Raw genomic sequence first — 21,646 nt, 5'->3', positions numbered from 1 at the left:
ATATTCCGTTAAGTAAGGATCTCAAGCCTCTCACTTAACTGTTTTAAGGATCATATCGAAGATAATGTTGCCCTTTGAAAAGTTCTCTACCACGAAATGACATGTAGAAATTTAAATTAAATCTGCTAGAGCTTGCCCGACTTTAGCTTAAATCAACATTTAGAATTTGTAACGAAACAGTGTTTAATGAAATGATTTTATGTAATTTTCTACATATAAAAAAACCACAGAGTATATCTGTGGTTTTTTAAATGCTCATCTAAGCATCAAATATGAATGATCAATGCATTAGAAACTATAACGGGTCAAGAAGTTAATACGAGAAAGATCACCTTTGTCACCCGCAAATGTTTCACGTTGACCATAAGTGTACTCTGCCCCAAGATCTACGTTTTTAACTGGTGTGTAGATGATGTTGGCAATCGCATTGTAAAGTGTCTTGTTATAACTTTGATTATTTTCAGCATAAGTATTGTCATCTTTAAACCACATGCCTGCTAAAGAAAATGCAGAACGTAGTTTTGGAGACCAATTACGTTGATATCCGATTTGAGCCGTATCAAACTCATTATTGTGAATATCATAATCAGTCGTCTTACCATCTCCAGTAGTCGTATAAGCAGTATTAGTTTGACCACTATAAAGGATATAACGTGAGTCGCCTTTGACATGGTAATAGTTTGCCATGATGGCATCTTTTGGCGTGAATTGATACTTACCACCTACACCAAGACCCCAACCCCATTTTTCTTCGTCATTAGAATCATTGGTTGATACACGATTTTCATGTGCTAAACCATGAACTTGTAATAGACCTTTAGAGTCACTGGTTTTAATGTCATATCGTGCGGTCAAAGCAGGGAAACGGCTACCACCAGCAGTTTTACCATTTTCTACATCGCCACCCTCAAGGGCGACCAATACTTTCTGATTTGCATCAATCGGCTGAGTATAACGAACTTGAACATTACGTTGAGTACCGCCACCCATTGGGCCTGTGAAGTCAATAAGATCAGGTGATGTATCTGTATTAACAAATGGAGAGGTCGTCTGACCTGCCAACCATTTTCCTAACGACGCGTAAGCATGACGGATACGAAGTTTTCCATCACCGTTTGATGTGCCATCACCCCAAAAATCTGCTTCAATTTTACCTGTTAACTCACCTAAATCAGTTTGACGTGCAATATCAAGTCCAATGCGTGTAGGAGCAGCAGAAACATTCAAAGAATCCTCAGTTGGATTATCTTTGTTTAAAGGAACCTGCCCTGTTTTGTTATTGATACCACCAGTTGTACCTTTAAAGTCATAGGCTGCATCAACACGTACGTTTCCATACAACTTCACTTGCGTTTGTCCATCTGGCAAAGTTAACCAACCTGGTTTTGCATTAGCAGGCGCAGGTGCGGCAGGAGCTTGTGCCACGACCACCGCAGGTGCAGAAGCCACAACCACTGGACGTGCTTTTTGCTCTGCCACGATTTGTTTCTGAGTTGCCGCCTGTTGTTGAATTAATGCGCGAAGTTCTGCGACTTCTGCACGTAATTGTTGAATCTCTTGCTGCTCATTTGTCCCCGCATAAGCTGTAGACGCCATAATAGAGGTGGATCAGGAAATTTGAACAACACTTATAAGTGATATTTTGCTCCCCAAATGATGTTATAAACATCAATATATGGAGTATTTTATGGCACGTAGACCAAGAAGAAATCATTCAAATGATTTTAAAGCTAAGGTAGCACTTGCTGCGATTAAAGCAGAAAAAACACTTGCTGAATTGAGTGCTGAATTTGATGTTCATCAAAACCAAATTATCGACTGGAAAAATCAACTGATTTCAGCTTCCTCGCAAGCTTTCGATCAATCAAAAGCTCCAACAGAACCACCCATCGATCTAAAAAAACTACATGCAAAAATCGGTGAGCAGGCATTAGAAATTGATTTTTTAGAAGGTGTGTTGAAGAAACTGGGCCGCTTCAACCACAAAAGTTAATCGATGACTCACTTCAGATTTCAGTATCTAAGCAAGCTCAGCTGCTGAAAGTCTCCCGTGGTTGTTATTACTATCGCCCAAAACCTGTGAGTGCATCAGATCTGAAGCTAATGCGGTGTATGGATGAGTTACATATGCAATACCCTTTTGCAGGTAGCCGGATGATGCGTGATTTGTTGAATCGTCAAGGACATCATATAGGACGACGTCATACACGTACTTTAATGAAGAAAATGGGCATTAATGCGTTATATTGCAAACCAAATTTAAGCCAGGCTAATCAAGCTCACCGCAAATATCCATATCTGCTCAAAGGATTGGCTATTCAGCGCAGTAATCAAGTGTGGTCTACGGATATAACGTATATCCCTATGGCAAAAGGCTTTGTTTATTTATGTGCTGTGATTGATTGGCATAGCCGCAAGGTACTTGCGCATAGAGTATCGATTAGTATGGAGGTTACATTTTGCATAGAAACATTAAATGAAGCTATTGAAAAATATGGTCGACCTGAAATATTTAATACAGACCAAGGCAGTCAGTTTACCAGTGATGCATTTATTGATGTATTGAAATCAAATGGCATTCAAATCAGTATGGATGGTAAAGGTCGATGGGTTGATAATGTGATGGTTGAACGATTATGGCGGAGCGTTAAATATGAAGAGGTGTATCTCAAAGCCTACAGCAATGTTTTGGATGCGAAGAAGCAATTAAACGCATATTTTGAATTTTATAATTTGAAACGACCTCATTCGAGTCTGGACAAAATGACTCCAGATGAGTTTTACTATGACCAGCTACCACAACAAAATAAGGTAGCTTAACTAGAGCAGAGTATCACTTATAAATAAGCTTTTAGTTGTTCAAACATGTGGGACCACCTCTTAATTGAAGCTGTTGCTACTGCAAGACCATGCTTAATAAATTGCTTTTTGATGAGGGGTAAACTCATGTATGAAGCTCCTTCATTGTTATTGATTGGTTAATCATGAACCGCTTTGTCATCCCTTGGGCCATGAGATCTTGTTCATCCCTTTTTCCCATCCCGAGTATGGAGATTTTGTCATAATTTAAAAAGGGGGCAGATTATGCAAATAAATGATATTTTTTGTTTATTTTCTACTAACAAACTGTATGATTTGTTTTAAAACTAATCTGGAAAATAATTTTATTTAAAAATAATCAATGAGATAAGCCACAACCATCCCGACCTTAAGTCTATAAACAAGCGTAGAAGATATTAGACTAATTGATTAATTTTTTTTGAAAATACACGACGTCATATTTATTCTTTTGCTAAATACCATCATATTTTTTGATCAAAGTCATTTGATTTGAGCTACGCACTGAACTCACTGGTTCAATAGACAGCCTCATCATTTGAGTTTTTCTCAAATAATCAAATTACTAGAAAATAGATTAAAGATTGAGTGCATATGCTTTATAGTCTACACCTGTTTTATAACTTAATGAGAAAGGAACTCCTATGAATCCCGAGCAAGTTCAATTCGTAGACGATGCCATTCGTTCAAGACATTCTGTTCGCGCTTTTCTATCAACACCTGTTGACGCTCAAATCATCAAAGATATTTTAGAAGTCGCTTGCCGTGCGCCTTCAGGGACCAATACTCAGCCATGGAAAGTCTATGTCGTTACAGATAAAAAACGTGACGAAATGGTCGATCGGGTCTGTAAAGCTCAGCTTGAGATTTATAAGCATCCTGAAAAAGCCGCAGAATATCAGGAAACCTTTCCCTACTATCCAGAAAAATGGATTTCGCCATTTATTGACCGTCGCCGTGAAAATGGTTGGGGGCTTTACGGATTATTAAATATCCAAAAAGGCGAAAAGGAAAAAATGGCAGCACAACAATTACGTAATTACCAGTTATTTGATGCGCCTGTTGGATTATATTTTACTGTAAACAAAGCGATGGGCATTGGGTCAAAAATGGACATTTCGATGATGATTCAAAATGTCATGGTCGCAGCCAAAGCTCGTGGACTTGATACCTGTCCACAAGCCGCATGGAATCATTTCCATCCGATCGTATTAGAGGTACTCGGAGCATCTGATGATGAAGAATTAGTTTGTACCGTTGCACTGGGTTACGCTAATCCTGATGAGATTGTGAATACGTTTATTACCCCACGTGAACCTGTTGAAAAATTTACAGTATTTCTGAGCGAATAAAGCATTTTGAATTAAAAATAGACCTGATAACAGGTCTATTTTTTAATCTCAGGATGATCGAATTTGTTTATGACGCATCTCTGCTGCAATCTTGGTAATCGCCCAGACGCCCGCCCCCGTAAAGATGACCATCATCACGCCCATATTAAGCAGAGGATTCCAAATCAGTAAATTCAACATTAATCCACCAAACAACCCCACTGCAAACTGCATACTGCCCATAATGGCACTGGCTGTTCCTGCGCGAGCACCCTGTTCTGACATGGCCAAGGCCATCGCATTGGGTCCAGTAAAACCCAAACCAGATACTGTAAAAAATAAGCCAACCATCACTATTGCTAATGATGCATGTGGCAACAAACCACTTAGCAGCACGATCACTGCCCCTGTAAACTGAATTGTTCCGCCCAGTTTGAGTCGCTGAATCGTACTCAGTCTAGTGACTAAACGTTTATTGATTGATGAGAGGATAATAATTCCCATCGCATTAAAGCCAAAAGCATAAGCAAATTGTTGCTGGTTCAGACCATACATATCCATAAAAACAGGTGAGGCTGAACTGATATAACTAAATAATGCACCGCCTGTTAAGCAGCCGGCCAACATCGGTAAGCGAAAACTTTTATCTTTGAGAATAGCCGCATACAAAGTCAATATTTGATTGAAACTTAGCTTGAGACGACGCGCAGGTTGCAATGTTTCTTTAAAAAAGAAATGTACACAGATCAAACAGATACATCCCACTATTGAAAGAGAAATAAATACCGCATGCCAGTTAAAGAAATATAAAATCCATGCGCCAAGTGTCGGTGCTGCAATCGGTGCAATCCCCATCACTATCATCATACTGGAAAATGCCTGAGCAGAACCTTGTACATCCAATCGATCTCGGATTGCGGCACGAGCAATCACAACACCAACGCAACCACCCAATGCCTGAACCACGCGCAAAGCGATTAAACTCCATTCGCTACTGGCAAAGATACACAGCAGACTCGCGATGGCATATAAACTCAACCCCACATAAAGCGGTTTTTTACGCCCAATCCGATCACTAATCGGGCCATAAAGTAACTGACCAATTGCTAAACCAAAAAAATACGCAGGCAATGTATTGGCCATCATTTGGGTACTGACCCCAAAATCCTTTGCCATTTGTGGCAAAGCGGGCAAATACATGTCAATGGATAACGGTCCCAATGCGGTCAATAAGGCCAGTAGCATGATCCAGGCAGATGAATATTGCTGTCGTGATCTATTTTCAGACATATCTACATTTCAATTTTAAATAGTGGGTTTAAAGACAAGGAACACTGTCCATAGTATGATTCAGACTATAGAACGAGTATTTTCCAAACGTAATTTGTGAGGCTTGGCTAAGGTTAAGCTCATGTTACATTTGTCACAAAGGATTCAGGTTGAAACCCTTATTCGCGCATGTCAGAAGAGCCACTTATAATACGACATTAATGTACAACCTGCGCATGTTAATTGCATTTACAGGTACAGCATTTGTTCCCTATTTCCTAAATTTTCAGCTTGCCACCATTCCTTTAACTTTAGGCGTGGTCGCCGCTGGTTTAAGTGATATTGATGACCGCTTTTCTGTGCGCATCATGAATTTGGTCTATACCGCGGTTGGATTTTTTATTACGGCGGCTTCGGTTCAATTACTTTTTCCCTATCCATTTTTGTTTGCCATTGGGCTAATCGCTTCATGTATCGGCTGGATTTTACTCGGTTCGTTGGGACGGCGTTACGCCACTATCGCCTATGGTTGTCTGGTGGTTTCTGTTTATTCCATGCTTGGTGTACATCTTTTTGATGAATGGTATATGCAACCCGTTTTACTGGTCATTGGGGCAGCTTGGTATGGTCTGATTTCTACCATTAGCTTTCTACTTTTTCCTGTACGTCCTTTACAGGATAAACTCAGTGCATGTTATGAGGCGCTTGGAAATTTTCTGTTTGCCAAGTCAAATTTGTTTGATGTCGATATGACAGCGGAAAGCTATCAACAAAGTATGATTGATCTTTCACTGGAAAATGGCAAATTGATCGGTGTATTCAACGATACCAAAACCGCCTTGCTGACCCGTCTAAAGGGCGACCGTGGACAAAAAGATACTCGCCGTAGTCTGCATTATTATTTTGTGGTGCAGGACATCCATGAACGTGCCGACTCAGCACATATCAGTTATCAAGAACTGTCTAAAGTATTTCAGCACAGTGATATTTTATTCCGCTTCCAGCGTATTTTGTCAATACAGGGCAAAGCTTGTCAGGATTTAAGTCAAAGCATTTTAAAGCGACAAGCATATATCCATAACAAACGTTTTAAACATGCTTTTGAAAACCTGAAACTTTCTCTGGAAAAGTTACAGCAAGAACAGATCTATGATCAGGTCTGGGTCAATGCTTTGTATGCCTTATATCAAAATCTAAAATCGATTGATGCACAACTGCGTAACCTAGAAACAGAACGCAATATCAGCTTTGAAAAAAGCAAACAGTTTGAACATCAGTTAAAAGATGATGATTTAAAAGGCTGGAGTGATATCGTTACCCGCATTAAACAAAATCTAACGCCTGAGTCGGTGTTATTTCGACATGCAATTCGACTCTCGATTGTGCTGCTCATTGCCTATATCTTCGTTCAGATCACGGGGATTAAGTATGGTTACTGGATTTTGCTTACCGCTTTATTTGTCAGCCAACCAAATTTTAATGCGACTAAACGACGATTAAGATTGCGCATAGTCGGAACATTAGTCGGTATTATTTGCGGTCTTGCTATTTTATATTTTGTACCATCACTCGAAGGGCAGTTGCTGTTACTGGTGATAAGTGGCGTCTTATTCTTTGAACTACGTAGTAAGCAGTACGCGCAGGCGACTGCATTTATTACGATTTTGGCGTTGATCAATTTTAATCTGGACAGTTCAGGTTTTTCTGCGGGTATCCCTCGACTGATCGATACTTTAATTGGCTGTGCTTTGGCATGGTTTGGAGTGAGCTTTATCTGGCCAGACTGGAAGTTTCGACGCTTGCCTCGTACCATTCAGCGCTCTTTACAGGCCCAGTGTAATTATTTAAAAGATGTGGTGCGCCAGTATCATGAAGGGCGTGATCATGGTTTGAATTATCGAGTGGCACGTCGCGCAGCACATAATACCGATGCAGAAGTTGCCTCTCTCATTTCTACTCTGGCCACTGAACCTGATTTTGATCCTTATCAAAAAACACTGGCTTTTGAGTTTTTATGTTTGAATCATACTTTCCTGAGCTATATTGCTGCGTTAGGTGCGCATCGTGAACAAAGTCAGGATCAAGATATTTTAAAATTACTCGATCAAGCACTAGATGATATTCAGGGCGCCCTTTTACGCGATGAAGTTCCAGATTTAAGCTCACAAAATATGTTGCAAACCATTCGCCAGCGCCTCAAACAAAATAGTCAGGAAGATCAAACTTCTTTAATTATTTTGCAACAGTTGTCACTTATGCTCAGTATTTTGAATCAGCTCAGTCGGCTGAAACAAAGTCTGAGCCATGATCGGGATAATGATGCCACCGAATTAGGGTCATTATAATTCCCCTTAAAATGGCAGAATATATTCACGAGATTGGCTAAATTAATGCTAAACTCCAATCAGTTTGAAATTCACAATTTGCACTATGACCGCGAAATCTTTATACGCTTATACATTACAGCCTGTTATCTACGAAGTTTCTGAAGCAGAACAACGCAATGTTCAACTGATGATGTGGCGTAGTACTAATAAAATTAGCACCAAAGCATGGATCATTATGGCTGTGGTGGTTGCATTATCACTTGCTGGTATTGTCTTACTCAAAAATTATTCCACAATCTTTTGTTGGGTCGCCATTGTCTGCGTGGTGCTCTACTTTTTAATCCGTAAATACGGTCTTGAATGGTATGTAAAACGTAAGATGAACGAGTTTCCTGTTCAGGAAATTAAAGGAATTCGTTTAGGTGTACAACCGCATGGGATTGTCATGCGTCAGCAAATGGGTGCACAAGAAGGCGTAGGCACGATTGGCTGGAAAGACATTTATGAATGGTACAATACACCTGATTTTATCTTGATGAATTTCAAGGTCAAAGGCCAACAAGGGGCGTATATTTTACCGAAACGGATGGATTCAAAAAACTTTTCGTTTAATACGATTCGTAAGCATTTAACTGAAGCTGTCGGTGAACCCAAAACCATTTAAAGTCTAGTCTTCATTAAAGCCTCCTTCATGGAGGTTTTTTTACATTTTATTTATAAATGATAATGAAAATTAATATTACCTACAAAATCCATATTATCTTCTCAATGTTTGGTTATAATTAATCAAATTTCTTTGCTTAAAACATCTTCTATCATCATGTTTAAAAAAACGTTTTTCCAGATTCACTGGTTTTTAGGGATTACAGCGGGGCTGATTCTTTCTTTAATGGGAGTCACAGGAGCAATCTACTCCTACGAGCAACAAATTTTAGAATGGATCAATCAAGACAGCTACGTGGTGCAAGCCCAAGCGCAACCTAAGCTTACACCTGTTCAGCTTTATGAGCATTTTTCAACGCAAGATCCCGACATAAAAATCAATAGCATTACCATCGCAAAAGATCCAACGGCATCATCGACGGTGAATATTGCCAAAGAAGGTGAACGTCGTGGTTATAACATGATGGTCAATCCTTATACCGCTCAAGTACTCCCTGAAATTAAAGGTCGCGGTTTTTTTCAGTTTGTACAACAGCTTCATCGTACGCTCACCTTTGGTCCTGTAGGTAAACAGATTACTGGTGCATGTACCCTGATGCTCATTTTCTTTGTCTTGAGTGGTTTGTATCTGCGTTGGCCAAAAAAGCATTCTCTGCGCCAATGGCTCTTTGTAAAACCAAAACTCAAAGGCCGCAATTTTATTTGGGATTTACACGCAGTCGTCGGAACGTGGGTGGTGGTGTTTTATCTGATTTTGGCATGTACTGGGCTATATTGGTCATATGACTGGTGGCGCAGTGGCATGTTTAAAGTTATGGGGGTCGAACAGCCTAAACCGCAAATACAGCAAGGTGGTCGAGAACGTACGGGCACTCCACATAATCAAGAACAAAATGGTCGACCACAGTCTGCAAATGACAAAGCTCAGACAATGCAACAAAATCATCGTCAAATGAATCACCCCAAAACTGGCGATAGATCAACAGATCGAGAGCAATCAGCGTTATCCCCTGTTCAAATCCAGCAAGCATTGAACCAGACGTGGACTGAGTTTAACCAAAAAATTGGTCGTGATTATTCAACCTTAACCATTAACTTACCGAAGAAAGCAGATGGTTCAATTGAACTGAGTTTTGTCGATCCAGTTGCACAACATGAACGCGCTCGTAATAGCGCAACATATAACTATCAAACCCATAAAATTGAAAAACTTGAACTTTATGAAGATAAAACGCTAAATGAAAAAATCATGAGCAGCATGTTACCTGTGCATCGTGGTAGTTTCTTTGGACCTATTTATCAATTTTTTGCCCTATTGGCTTCATTGGCAATGCCTTTATTTTTTGTGACCGGTTGGATGCTTTATCTGAAACGTCGCAAACAGAAACGATTGGCTCAAGCTGCACGTCATCAACTCGCAGATCATTATATTGATCCAAATGCAACACCATGGCTCATTACCTATGCCTCTCAGACAGGCGTATCCGAGCAACTCGCATGGCGCACAGCCACCAGCCTGCAAGAAGCACATCAGCCTGTGACGGTGAAACCCATACAGCAATTGACCGAAAATGAACTTAACACTGCACCACAAATTTTATTTGTGGTCAGTACCTACGGCACAGGTGAAGCCCCTGATTTGGCAAGTAGTTTTGAGAAAAAGTTTTTAAGCTCAAATCTGGATTTAACTCATATGCATTATGCCGTATTGGCTTTAGGTTCAGATGAATATCCAGATACTTATTGTAGCTTTGGACATCGCGTCAATGACTGGTTAAAACAGTGTGGTGCACATGCATTATTTGATTTGATTGAAGTCAACAATGCCAACAATGAAGATGTACAACGCTGGAATCAAGCTTTAGCCAAAGCAAGTCAATTAGAACTTCAATCGATGAGTATTGAAAAAACATTTGATACATGGGTACTGGATAAACGCACTCAACTCAACCCAGACAGTCTGGGTGCGCCTGCCTATAACCTTGAGCTTACGCCCAAACATGAAGTGCATTGGCAAGCGGGTGACATTGCCGAGATTCAACCTGGCAACAGTGCCGCTCGTATTGAACAGTTCTTACAAAAGCATCAAGTCCATCCTGATACATTGGTCGATTCTTTATCTATTTCTATTCAACAAGCACTTTGGGATAAAGACCTGACGGTAGAAGTTGAACCTTTTGCCAATATGGAACATTTACTCGAACAACTTCCCACATTGCCAACACGTGAATACTCGATTGCCAGTATTCCAACCCAGTTATTTTTAAGGCTTACGGTTCGTCAACAGCTTGATCAAAACGGTCAACTTGGACTGGGTTCTGGTTGGCTGACCGAGCATACTCAAGTCAATGACACAATCGCCCTTCGTATTCGTACCAACGAATCTTTCCATTTAATTGATGATAATCGCCCAATGATTTGCATTGGGAATGGTACAGGTATCGCAGGGTTAATGAGTTTATTACATGCACGTACTCGTCAGGATTATTCAGAAAACTGGTTAATATTTGGTGAAAGACAACGTCGTTGCGATTTTTTCTATCAAACAACCATTGAAGCATGGCACAACATGGGCATGCTCAAACGACTGGATTTAGCCTTTTCACGTGATCAGGAACAACGCGTCTATGTGCAGGACATCTTAAGACAACAAGCCGATGAATTGAAAGCATGGATTGATCGTGATGCAGTAATTTATGTTTGCGGTAGCATTGAGGGAATGGCGAGCGGTGTAGATCAAGCACTCAACGATATTCTAGGTGAGGCTCAAGTCGATGAATTACGTTTAAATGGGCGTTATCGTAGAGACGTTTACTAAGCAATTTTGCAAATCCTTAAAATCAATGAACAAGGGATATTCCAAAATATAGGAATATCCCTTTTTATTCGACTCGACTCAATGAAATTGCTACAGTTGGTTTTTATTGTATAACTTACCTTTGATAAGAACATTTGATATGTCTGCTCCTTTTTTAATGCGTCTCAGCTTATTCATTGTCGGTTTAATTTTATGTATAGATGCGATATTGCTTTTATCTTATCGAAAAATCCATTTGGGGGTGATATTACCTCTATTCATTGGACTCATTTTCTGCATATATGCGGTCTTCAACGTTCAAATCCAAACATGGCTAAATCGACATCTGAAATTTAAAAAACTTTGGCGATTTGGCTGGGGAATCTTCATTGTCTGGTTAATGACACTGTTTGCATTCTTTATTTTCTTGACGGTACAAATTCAACATAGCCCCTCTATTCCCGCGGTAAAATCCATTATTGTACTGGGTAGTGGTATCGAAAATGGACAACCTTCAGCAGCCTTAGCCAAACGATTAGACATCGCTGCTCCAATTGCCCAGAGCCAACCACACGCGCTGGTGATCCTAACTGGAGGATTAGATTTTGGAGAAACTCAAACCGAAGCAGCCATTATGGCAAAGTATTTACAGCAACATTATGCCCTGCCATCCCAGCAAATGGCGCTTGAAACTCAAAGTACCAGCACCGAACTCAATTTAAAAAATAGTCAGCTAATTTTAAAACAACACCAGATTCAGTTGAATGATCCTATCGCCATTGTGATCAGCGACTTTCATACCGTTCGCGCCAAAGCCATCGCTCAAAAACAGGGTTACTCAGATGTATATATGGTTGCTGCGCCAACTCCGCTACTCATTCGCTATAACGCATGGTTAAGAGAATATTTTGCTTATCTGAGCGGGTGGATACTCCATGAATACTAAACTAATTCAACCGAATGGAACGGGGTAAAGCTAATTGTAAATCAGCAAAGGCCTCTGGCTTTTGCATATAAAGCTGATAAAGACAGCGCCTAATATCCGCGAGCAGATTTTCAGGATTGACCAGTAAATTCTGCCCTTCTGGTGTCAAATTTAAAGAAAATAAAGTACGTTGCTCACGTAAATAGGGAATCAGTTTTTGCACTAAAGTTGAAAGCGAAATTTCTTGAATCTGGTAATTTTGCCAACTTCCTTTTTGTAATAACTGGGCTAAATTTTTACTTTGCCACATTGCAAATGCCTGCTGACCTGTTGGAGTAGAACATAATGCCCAACCCTCATCATATAAACCGATGACATGCTTCTGCATCAGCATTGTTTCAATGAATTGTTTATATAAATCTTTGGGACTTAATGAAGAATGAGACTGACCCAATGAATGACGTTGATAGGGATTTCGCATATTGTAATAATAATGAAGCAGAATAAAGCTAAAGCTTAGGAAAAACGTAGAAAAAAAGCAAGATAAAGGAGATATGGTGGGCGCTGACGGGATCGAACCGCCGACATTCTGCTTGTAAGGCAGACGCTCTACCAACTGAGCTAAGCGCCCTGAGCGAAGACAAACAAAGCGAAGCTTTGTCTGAGCCTAAGAGAAAAATCTATGATTTTTCTAAAAGCATCTTGTATCAGAGAGGTAAGTATTTACATACTTTATATAAAGTGGCGCAGCGGACGGGGCTCGAACCCGCGACCCCCGGCGTGACAGGCCGGTATTCTAACCAACTGAACTACCGCTGCACATAATACTTTTTAAAAAAAAGTATAAGTCACATATATGGTGGGCGCTGACGGGATCGAACCGCCGACATTCTGCTTGTAAGGCAGACGCTCTACCAACTGAGCTAAGCGCCCTCAAAAGTGTTTGTAAAAAGTGGCGCAGCGGACGGGGCTCGAACCCGCGACCCCCGGCGTGACAGGCCGGTATTCTAACCAACTGAACTACCGCTGCACTTTCACAAAGTCACTATTGTGGCAAACGATATTAAAACTTAAGTGGCGCAGCGGACGGGGCTCGAACCCGCGACCCCCGGCGTGACAGGCCGGTATTCTAACCAACTGAACTACCGCTGCACTGAAGTCTTAACGTAAAGGCTTGGTGGGCGCTGACGGGATCGAACCGCCGACATTCTGCTTGTAAGGCAGACGCTCTACCAACTGAGCTAAGCGCCCTTAACGTCTTTATCGTTTGTGAGGTGCATTATAGAGAATCTAAGCAGCGTGTCAAACGCTTTTGCTTTTCTTTTCTTAAAATCCAGTGTGAATGATTAAAAAATAAGTCATTCGATAGAAAAACCTGAAAATTCTGTGTCTTATTTAAACATCAACTTTCTTTTTTAACTTTAGAAATCATTCAATCTTAAATTGAAAATGTTTTTTCGGAGCTCAAATTTGCCTGTACAGGATTAAATGATTCAATTTTTGTTTCAGATAAATAAACCAATGCACCTTGTTGGACCAAATCGAATACCTCAACCACATCTTGATTACGCATCCGAATACAACCATGTGAAACAGGTATTCCCATTGGTTCAGTGTCAGGTGTTCCATGAATATAAATATAGCGTTGTTTACTATCGCAACCTTGCCCCTGATTGAAGCCTAGTTCAAGACCATCTAACCAAAGGATTCTAGATAAAATCCAGTCTCGTTGCGGATTCTGTACTGCCAATGATGGGGAATAAATTTCACCTGTCGGCTGCCGCGCGATAAAAACAGTATTGATAGGCAAATGTTCACCAAACTTTTCAGCAATTCGGTGCCAGCCACGAGGTGTTTTGCCCGAATTTTCCTGTTCGCCAATTCCATTTTTACCAGAGGAAATCAAATATAACTTATTATGTTGAGGTAAATATAAAAGCTGTTGTTCTAAATCAATCAAGATATCGGCTTGTTCTAGCGTATAAGACATGGTATTTCTCTGATTTAATATTAAAAATAAAAGAAAATTTCGCAAATTCCCATAGAGTAAAAAATTCAAAATAAGGCTTTAAGTTTTTTTAACAGTTTCACTCAAAGGTAGTTCTCTTCTTGCGGACCTAAAAAGCCTTAAAGCGATGCTTTAAGTTTTTTAACGGTTTCACTCGGGCATAGCCCTCACCTTGCGCACCTAAGAAATCCTTAAAGGGGTGCTTTAAGTTTTTTAACGATTTCACTCGGGCATAGCCCTCACCTTGCGCACCTAAAAAGCGTTGCTTTTTTTAACGGTGCTCAGGACGGAGCCATAACCATACTGCGACAATCAACATTATGCTATCAGTAAAAACCTTTACCCAAAATGGTGCATTGGTAAACAACATTATGATGCCACTGATGAGCATCATAATGCTGGCAATCCATTTCGCTCTACGTGGAACCGTACCATGTTCACGCCAATTACGTAAGGTCGAGCCATATTTAGGATGGTTGAGTAACCATGCATCCATCTGCGGCCAGCCTTTTGAAGCAGCCCACGCTGCCAGGATTAAAAAGACCGTTGTTGGCATACCAGGCAAAATTGCACCAATAATCCCAAGTGTGATAAATATCAGCACAAGGCTTCGCCAAAACAACGTTTTCATACCGAATCCTAAAATTGCTTACGCGCGCCTAGTATAAAAGTTTTATCACGTATTTGCTTATTCCGAGTTTAAATTATTGCATCAGGTGATTATGCCCTCATCTCTTTTCAAATCTGAATATTTTGAACCATGGCTACAATTCAAACAACCAAGTGTACGTCAGTTGGCTTTTTGTTTGGCGAGTCCGAATATTATTAAAAGCATTCCAGATGAACTAAGTATTCATTATCATTTTGATCTACACACTGCGAATTTCTGGCAACAACAATTTAAAACGTATCAACCACGCTTAGATAAACTTGATCAATCCCCTGCCCCCCTACTAGATTTTTTAAATCAACTAAAAAGTACCCGTTTAGGTTTACGCTTTGAATACCTACTCTGGTTCTGGCTACGAGATGCTGATTATCATCCGTACCAGCTTTTAGGTCATAGCATTCAACAAATACAAGGGGCAAGAACTTTAGGCGAACTGGATTTTTTAGTTTTAAACCAGGATACGAACGACATTGAGCATTGGGAAGTTGCTTTAAAATATTACTTGGGTGAAGCAGATCTCTCCTTAGGGTGTTGGTTTGGACTCAACCGTGACGACACATTATCCAAGAAAATGAATCATTTTACTCAACGACAATTTCAATTTGTACAAGTTGAGGAGCATCTTATCCAGAAACGTTATGCTCTGCTCAAAGGACAGCTTTATTTGCCCGAAGCTTCGTTTGATAACACAGGATCTTTAGACTGGATTCAACCACAGAGACGATTAGGTCAATGGGGAAATCAAACCAAAAAAAGTTATTATCGATTAACACGGCATGAATGGTTATGTCCCAACCTTAATCAATCCTCAAATGAGGCTATTTGGTGGACCAATGGCCTATATTTTAACCCCAAGTCTGATATCCAAAACTATATGTATCGACAACACTTACTGACCTATAAATAGTTTATTTACAAGAACAATTCTCTTTTGAAACACTTTTTAACACATTTACTATCAAACACTCATGTTTATTTTTACGATTAGTTTTTAATCTTTTAAGTACATCAGAATTAAATCTAAAGTGGAGATAGATGATGAAAAAAATCTTAGTTGCATCAGTCATGGTTGCTTTTGTTTTAACGGGTTGTAATACTTTTAAAGGTATGGGTCAGGACGTGTCTAAAGCAGGCGACGCTGTATCTAAAACTGCCGAAAAAACACAGAATAAGATGTAACGATCTCTATTCTAAAAAACCTTATCTCTTGATAAGGTTTTTTTATTTTTACATATCTATCAAGATCAGATTAGCCTATTATAACGACCAGTTTTATTTCAACTGCTTATAAATTTGCTATGACTTCTTCAGCCACCTTAGACCTCAGTTTAGAACTTCTTCGTCAGCCTTCTGTCACTCCCATTGACCACAATTGTCAAAATATTATGGCCGATCGGCTTGCTCAGGTGGGTTTTAACATCGAGCATATGCGTTTTGAAGACGTTGATAACTTATGGGCACGTCGTGGTACTCAAGATCCCGTATTTTGTTTTGCAGGACATACAGATGTAGTTCCTACAGGCGACTTACAGGCATGGCAATCAGCTCCATTTCAACCTGAAATTCGCGATGGAACGCTGTATGGACGTGGTGCAGCAGATATGAAAACGGCCTTGGCTGCCATGATCATCGCGACGGAACGTTTTGTAAAAAAACATCCAGATCATAAGGGTTCAATTGCTTATCTCATTACCTCAGATGAAGAAGGTCCATCTATTAATGGAACGGTAAAAGTCATTGAAACATTAGAAGCGCGCCAAGAAAAGATTACATGGTGTTTAGTTGGTGAACCTTCTAGTACGCAGCAACTCGGTGATATTATCAAAAATGGACGCCGTGGCTCACTCAATGGCGTTTTAACGGTTAAAGGTAAACAAGGACATGTTGCTTATCCACATCTGGCACGTAATCCAATTCATTTGGCTGCCGCTGCTATTGATGAACTATGTCAAACTATTTGGGATGAAGGTAATCAATATTTTCCAGCAACCACCTTTCAAATCTCCAACATTCATTCTGGAACAGGGGCAACCAATGTTGTTCCGGGAACACTAGAAGTAACCTTTAATTTTAGATACTCAACAGAAGTTACAGCCGAGATTTTAAAACAGCGTGTTATAGATTTACTTAATCGACATGGGCTTGATTATCATATTGACTGGACTCTGTCAGGATTACCTTTTTTAACTCCTGTTGGCGAACTCGTCAATGCAGCCAAACATGCGATTCAAAAAGTTACAGGCACTAAAAGTCAATTATCGACAACTGGCGGCACTTCAGATGGACGCTTTATCGCCCCTACTGGCGCACAAGTTTTAGAATTGGGCGTACTAAATGCATCTATCCATCAAATTAATGAGCATGTGAATGTTGCCGATCTAGAACCTTTAGCTGAAATCTATGAGGAAATGCTAACGAAGCTTCTTACCTAAGCTAAAATTGATCTCATAAATGCACTTTTGAGTGCATTTTTTATATTTAGAATAGCAATAAAAAAGAGCAGCTCTAAAGCTGCTCTTTTGCAATCAAAAACTCAGATTATTGAGCTTGTTGACCAGGTTGAACTACGACAGTACGGCTACCAGTAATTGTAGCGAATACACGACGGTTCATCGCACGACCTTCTTTAGTGCTGTTGTCAGCAATCGGTTGATCCCACGCGAAACCTTGTGTAGATAAACGTGATGCATCGATGTTGTATTCGTTTACAAGAGCTGATTTAACAGAGTTAGCACGAGCCAATGATAAACGTTCGTTCAACTTACGTGGACCAGTGTTATCTGTGTGACCATCGATACGTGCAGTTGCATTAGGATATTCAACTAACTTCTCAGCAACTTTCGCGATTTCAGGTTTATATTGATCTTTGATGTTTGATTTGTTTGTATCAAAGAACACACGAAGTTCCATGTTAAGGTCTTCAGTCAACTCTTGTGGTTGAGGTTGAACTGGAGTTGGCTCAACTGGAGCAACTTCAACAACTGGAGCAGCTGGTTTCAAATGACCACCAAGAACTACGTTCAAACCTGCAAGTGCAGTATAGTTCCAGAATTGTTCATCAAAGTTATATGTACCACGAGCTTCAGTACGAAGTGACAATGCATCGTTTAAGCGCCAGAATGCACCAACACCAGCATTACCTAAAGTACCTTCTTCGCTATTGCCTTTCCATGGAGCACCACGGTATACGCCATCATCAAATTCATATTTGTAATGACCAGCACCTAACAACACATAAGGTTTGATTTTGCTGTCATAGTTTTTGGTGATCAAATCAGAAGTTACATAAAAGTTACCATTGATTTGTTTTTGTTTGTATTCAGCACCAGCGATAGAACCGTCTACATCACCTTTTACTTGGTTATATTCAGCTTCGAAACCTAACCAAGGCGTTAATTCAACACCCAGTGCCGCACCAACGAATAAATCGTCTTGAAGCTCTGGTCCGTTAGTTAGCTTGTTGTTGTTGTGCTCCGTGTCTTGGAATGTATAACCAAGCAATAAAGGAGTTACGGTAACGCCAGCATTTACAGCAGCGAATGGAACAGCAGCAAGCATAGTAGCAAGTGCAATACGACTCAATTTCATGGATATCCTCCAGAGATAAACAAATTGTTTGTTGTTCAAGCTCAGCCTAAAATTTTTATGGCCCTGAGATAACTTTTTATATACCCCAGTATTATTTTTAAGCTACTCACGTTGAATCATACAAACACTTAAACTGATTTCCAAGTGCTTGATAACTTTAATCAAGTAAATTATTGACAAAATTACTTACAATTTCCGTTGTAATTCGGTAACTATTTACTCAATTTATTGTTGTGAATAGCTTATCTTCACGCTTTCTTTATTTTAACAGTATTCAAACGCTTAAGTAATAAATATTTCAATTCGATCTTTTTTTCAATGTTTTGTACTTAATCTACTGTTAAAAAACAAAAAAAATTACATAAGACGGACGTATTCTTAACATGAAAAATAAAAATTGTGGATTCTCGTTAATTGAAATTAGCGTGGTAATCATTGTAATTGCTGTAATTGCCTCTTTTGCCATACCCTCTTATCATCAATATATGGCTGCACAAGAAGCAAAAAAAGTCCCCAAAACACTCACACTTTACATACAAAAAGCCAAACATGAGTCTTTGTTATTTAGACAAAACATTATTTTGTGTGCCAGCACTAGCTTTAAAGAGTGTAATAACGATTGGAATAATGGTTATATGGTTTTTATCGATAAGAATAAAAATCGAGACTATGACTTAGATGAACCTATATTAGCCTTTGAGAACATGCAATTGAGATACGGCACTCTGTCATGGCGGGGGTTTGGTAATAGAAGAATCATTTTTGAAGGAAACTCAGGACTTCCTTTATCTTCAAATGGTACTTTTCAGTATTGTTCTGATCAATATCATAATCATCGTAAATTAACATTGAGTCGAATGGGACATCCTCGAGATGAACCTTTAGCAAATTGTTAAGAAAACTGTTCAGTCTAGGTTCTGGTCTTTTAAGTCAATTTTCTAGGTCTGCTTTTTTAATATACTTCTTAGAAGAAAATGTAAGCTTTAAATCATTGAGGGAGAAATCATTGTGACTGATATCGTAATTGTAAATGGCGCTCGTACCGCAATGGGTGGATTTCAGGGAGATTTATCTCCTTCGACAGCACCAGAACTAGGCGCAGTCACCATCCGTGAAGCTGTTCAACGCGCAGGCCTACAGCCTACAGATATTCAAGAAGTCATCATGGGGTGTGTATTACCCGCAGGTTTGAAGCAAGGCCCTGCACGCCAAGCGATGCGTCAAGCAGGTTTACCTGACTCAACGGGTGCCGTAACGATCAATAAGTTATGTGGCTCTGGTATGAAAGCAGTAATGCAAGCTACTGATATGATTAAAGCAGGTAGTGCCGAAATCGTAGTGGCGGGCGGTATGGAATCCATGACCAATGCACCTTATATTTTACCTAAAGCTCGAGCAGGTTATCGTATGGGGCATGGTGAAATTAAAGATCATATGTTTTTTGATGGTCTTGAAGATGCAGAAACTGGTCGCTTAATGGGGTCTTTTGCTCAGGATATGGCCAATACACGTGGATACACGCGCGAACAAATGGATGAATTTGCTATTCGCTCACTCAAACGTGCCCAAACTGCCATTACTGAAGGTTATTTTAAAGATGAAATTGTGCCTGTGACGATTTCGTCACGTAAAGGTGACGTTAAGATTGATCAAGATGAACAGCCTTTAAAGGCCAAAATTGACAAAATTCCTTCCTTAAAACCCGCATTTGCCAAAGACGGAACCATTACTGCTGCCAATGCAAGTTCAATTTCTGATGGTGCTTCTGCACTTGTGCTTACTTATAGTGAAATTGCCAAACAGCGTGGTTTACAACCATTAGCTAAAATTGTAGCCACCGCATCAAACTCTCAACATCCATCAGAGTTTACCATTGCTCCTGTAGGCGCAATCGCCAAAGTTCTTAAAAAAGCAGGTTGGGATGCTCAGGATGTAGATCTCTGGGAAATCAATGAAGCTTTTGCAATGGTCACCATGTGCGCTATTGATGATTTCAAACTTGATCCTGAAAAGGTCAATATTCATGGAGGCGCGTGTGCTTTAGGACACCCTGTCGGCTCAACAGGTTCACGGATTATTTTGACGTTGATTCATGCACTAAAACGTACAGGCGGAAAAAAGGGTGTTGCCGCACTATGTATCGGTGGTGGTGAAGCAACAGCAGTTGCTATTGAGTTACTATAATCTATTGTTATTGTATGATGTCACCAATCCCGCTAAGGCGGGATTTTTATAAATATACAAAATAAGACTGTTTTTTATTCAGTTTTAAAATTATAGTCACTCAAGTCACAATAAATAAAAATAACAGGGTTAAATCTTATGCAGTTCAATCATTATCTTAATTTCAACGGTAAAGCCGAAGCAGCATTTACCTTCTACCAATCGATTTTCGGTGGAGAGTTTTCAGTATTGACTCGATATGATGACCTTCCACCTCAGGAAGGAATTGTATTGTCAGATTCACAGAAAAGTCTAATATTGCATGTTTCGCTGCCTATCAACGAATTTACAGTACTCATGGGCTCTGATGTCAATGAGCAATTTTGTAGTCCAGCAAATGCCATCTTAAATAAAGGCAATAATCACTACATTTCCATTAATCTCGAAAATAATGATAACGAAGCCCGCCGCCTATTCAATCTACTTTCCATAGGTGGAGTTATTGAAATGCCGTTACAAAAAACCTTTTGGGGCGTACTGTATGGCGCTTTTAGCGACCAATTTGGAATTAAATGGATGGTTAACTGCCAGCTTCTGGATGAATGAAATCATATGCGTCTCACCTGACCTAAAGCGCAAGTTATAAAAGTTCCTTTTAAAATAAAGATTAGAGCTTTGTTATGAATATATTTTAGATAAAAATAAAAAATCAACATAAATCTTAAAAAATACTTAATAAAACCATCAAAAACCAATTCTTCATTGATAAATCTGGATGAACAAATCCGATTTCGATCAAATCACTCATAATCATCAAAATAAATCTTTGACTGTAGCGTCTAGTTATTTGTTAATTAGAGACAATTAAACATTTAAGACAAATAAATTAATTTATTGAATTATATCATTATTATTTTTAAGCTCTTTTTTAAAACTCAATAAAATTCTGTATCAAATTATTGCTAAAACAGTTTTTTTACTGACTATGCAACATAGAGCATTTACTATTATTTTAATTGTGTTATTTTTGTTGCATGGAGTGAAGATTAATTCCCTGTATGGAACTT

The 21,646-nt window shown here is 39.5% G+C and carries 18 protein-coding genes and 6 tRNA genes; 12 read left to right on the top strand and 12 right to left on the bottom strand.

Going from position 1 to position 21,646, the window contains the following annotated elements; all coding sequences use genetic code 11:
* Positions 1-288 precede the first annotated feature (288 nt).
* Complete coding sequence (locus I6L31_RS13480) at positions 289-1,596, bottom strand: DcaP family trimeric outer membrane transporter (protein WP_151813835.1); 1,308 nt, start codon at positions 1,594-1,596, stop codon at positions 289-291.
* A 91-nt stretch (positions 1,597-1,687) separates the two neighbouring features.
* Here I6L31_RS13480 and I6L31_RS13475 point away from each other — a divergent pair.
* A protein-coding gene (locus I6L31_RS13475) for an IS3 family transposase (protein WP_223235881.1) occupies positions 1,688-2,820 on the top strand; the annotation gives its coding sequence in 2 pieces (ribosomal slippage) (positions 1,688-1,940 and positions 1,940-2,820; 1,134 coding nt in all).
* 662 nt (positions 2,821-3,482) lie between these two features.
* Positions 3,483-4,190, top strand: coding sequence for a nitroreductase (locus tag I6L31_RS13470; protein ID WP_005002728.1), 708 nt, complete (start codon positions 3,483-3,485; stop codon positions 4,188-4,190).
* 48 nt (positions 4,191-4,238) lie between these two features.
* Here I6L31_RS13470 and I6L31_RS13465 read toward each other — a convergent pair whose 3' ends face one another.
* Positions 4,239-5,459, bottom strand: coding sequence for a multidrug effflux MFS transporter (locus I6L31_RS13465; protein ID WP_005002726.1), 1,221 nt, complete (start codon positions 5,457-5,459; stop codon positions 4,239-4,241).
* A 149-nt stretch (positions 5,460-5,608) separates the two neighbouring features.
* Here I6L31_RS13465 and yccS point away from each other — a divergent pair, with 149 nt between their 5' ends.
* The 4 genes from yccS (at position 5,609) to I6L31_RS13445 (ending at position 12,171) form a co-directional block, all read left to right on the top strand.
* Complete coding sequence (gene yccS, locus I6L31_RS13460) at positions 5,609-7,783, top strand: YccS family putative transporter (RefSeq protein WP_080632314.1); 2,175 nt, start codon at positions 5,609-5,611, stop codon at positions 7,781-7,783.
* A gap of 85 nt (positions 7,784-7,868) precedes the next feature.
* The gene (locus tag I6L31_RS13455) at positions 7,869-8,429 is read left to right on the top strand and encodes a YcxB family protein (RefSeq protein WP_004991187.1); all 561 of its coding nucleotides are present in this window, start codon (positions 7,869-7,871) and stop codon (positions 8,427-8,429) included.
* A 156-nt stretch (positions 8,430-8,585) separates the two neighbouring features.
* Positions 8,586-11,246, top strand: coding sequence for a PepSY domain-containing protein (locus tag I6L31_RS13450; RefSeq protein ID WP_005002719.1), 2,661 nt, complete (start codon positions 8,586-8,588; stop codon positions 11,244-11,246).
* Positions 11,247-11,385: 139 nt separating this feature from the next.
* Positions 11,386-12,171 (top strand): YdcF family protein, encoded by a 786-nt coding sequence (locus I6L31_RS13445; RefSeq protein ID WP_005002718.1) that lies wholly within the window; start codon positions 11,386-11,388, stop codon positions 12,169-12,171.
* Between the two features lies 1 nt (position 12,172).
* Here the strand turns inward: I6L31_RS13445 and I6L31_RS13440 are convergent, their stop codons facing one another.
* From I6L31_RS13440 to I6L31_RS13400, 9 genes are all read right to left on the bottom strand, one after another.
* Positions 12,173-12,631: a DUF2750 domain-containing protein gene (locus I6L31_RS13440; protein ID WP_004991193.1), complete on the bottom strand. Its 459-nt coding sequence runs from the start codon at positions 12,629-12,631 to the stop codon at positions 12,173-12,175.
* A 74-nt stretch (positions 12,632-12,705) separates the two neighbouring features.
* Positions 12,706-12,781, bottom strand: a tRNA-Val gene (locus I6L31_RS13435).
* A gap of 111 nt (positions 12,782-12,892) precedes the next feature.
* Positions 12,893-12,969: transfer RNA gene (locus I6L31_RS13430), tRNA-Asp, on the bottom strand.
* A 38-nt stretch (positions 12,970-13,007) separates the two neighbouring features.
* Positions 13,008-13,083 (bottom strand) — tRNA-Val (locus I6L31_RS13425).
* Positions 13,084-13,103: 20 nt separating this feature from the next.
* Positions 13,104-13,180 (bottom strand) — tRNA-Asp (locus I6L31_RS13420).
* A gap of 45 nt (positions 13,181-13,225) precedes the next feature.
* Positions 13,226-13,302: transfer RNA gene (locus tag I6L31_RS13415), tRNA-Asp, on the bottom strand.
* 23 nt (positions 13,303-13,325) lie between these two features.
* Positions 13,326-13,401 (bottom strand) — tRNA-Val (locus I6L31_RS13410).
* Between the two features lie 187 nt (positions 13,402-13,588).
* Complete coding sequence (elsL, locus tag I6L31_RS13405) at positions 13,589-14,140, bottom strand: cell wall-recycling L,D-carboxypeptidase ElsL (protein WP_004991195.1); 552 nt, start codon at positions 14,138-14,140, stop codon at positions 13,589-13,591.
* Between the two features lie 289 nt (positions 14,141-14,429).
* Positions 14,430-14,789, bottom strand: coding sequence for a YbaN family protein (locus I6L31_RS13400; RefSeq protein ID WP_004991198.1), 360 nt, complete (start codon positions 14,787-14,789; stop codon positions 14,430-14,432).
* A 91-nt stretch (positions 14,790-14,880) separates the two neighbouring features.
* On the opposite strand from I6L31_RS13400, the gene I6L31_RS13395 reads away from it, so the two are divergent.
* The 3 genes from I6L31_RS13395 to dapE all read left to right on the top strand — a co-directional run bounded on the left by I6L31_RS13395 (position 14,881) and on the right by dapE (position 17,260).
* On the top strand, positions 14,881-15,735 hold the full coding sequence (locus I6L31_RS13395; protein WP_005002714.1) for a DUF1853 family protein: 855 nt from the start codon (positions 14,881-14,883) through the stop codon (positions 15,733-15,735).
* Positions 15,736-15,863: 128 nt separating this feature from the next.
* Positions 15,864-16,007 (top strand): entericidin A/B family lipoprotein, encoded by a 144-nt coding sequence (locus I6L31_RS13390; RefSeq protein WP_161798683.1) that lies wholly within the window; start codon positions 15,864-15,866, stop codon positions 16,005-16,007.
* 119 nt (positions 16,008-16,126) lie between these two features.
* Positions 16,127-17,260: a succinyl-diaminopimelate desuccinylase gene (gene dapE / locus I6L31_RS13385; protein ID WP_005002711.1), complete on the top strand. Its 1,134-nt coding sequence runs from the start codon at positions 16,127-16,129 to the stop codon at positions 17,258-17,260.
* A gap of 106 nt (positions 17,261-17,366) precedes the next feature.
* On the opposite strand, the gene omp38 is transcribed toward dapE, so the two are convergent.
* A complete protein-coding gene (omp38, locus tag I6L31_RS13380) occupies positions 17,367-18,416 on the bottom strand; it encodes an outer membrane protein Omp38 (protein WP_004995788.1) in 1,050 nt (349 codons plus the stop codon).
* A 383-nt stretch (positions 18,417-18,799) separates the two neighbouring features.
* On the opposite strand from omp38, the gene I6L31_RS13375 reads away from it, so the two are divergent.
* From I6L31_RS13375 to I6L31_RS13365, 3 genes are all read left to right on the top strand, one after another.
* Positions 18,800-19,312, top strand: a complete 513-nt coding sequence (locus I6L31_RS13375; RefSeq protein ID WP_004991208.1) for a GspH/FimT family protein — start codon at positions 18,800-18,802, stop codon at positions 19,310-19,312.
* A 112-nt stretch (positions 19,313-19,424) separates the two neighbouring features.
* Positions 19,425-20,600, top strand: a complete 1,176-nt coding sequence (locus tag I6L31_RS13370; protein WP_004991210.1) for a thiolase family protein — start codon at positions 19,425-19,427, stop codon at positions 20,598-20,600.
* Between the two features lie 138 nt (positions 20,601-20,738).
* The gene (locus I6L31_RS13365; RefSeq protein ID WP_004991211.1) at positions 20,739-21,185 is read left to right on the top strand and encodes a VOC family protein; all 447 of its coding nucleotides are present in this window, start codon (positions 20,739-20,741) and stop codon (positions 21,183-21,185) included.
* Positions 21,186-21,646: the final 461 nt, after the last annotated feature.

Source organism: Acinetobacter septicus (assembly GCF_019355975.1).
Classification (GTDB): Bacteria; Pseudomonadota; Gammaproteobacteria; order Pseudomonadales; family Moraxellaceae; genus Acinetobacter; species Acinetobacter ursingii.
This window is presented reverse-complemented; position numbering and strand designations above follow the sequence as displayed.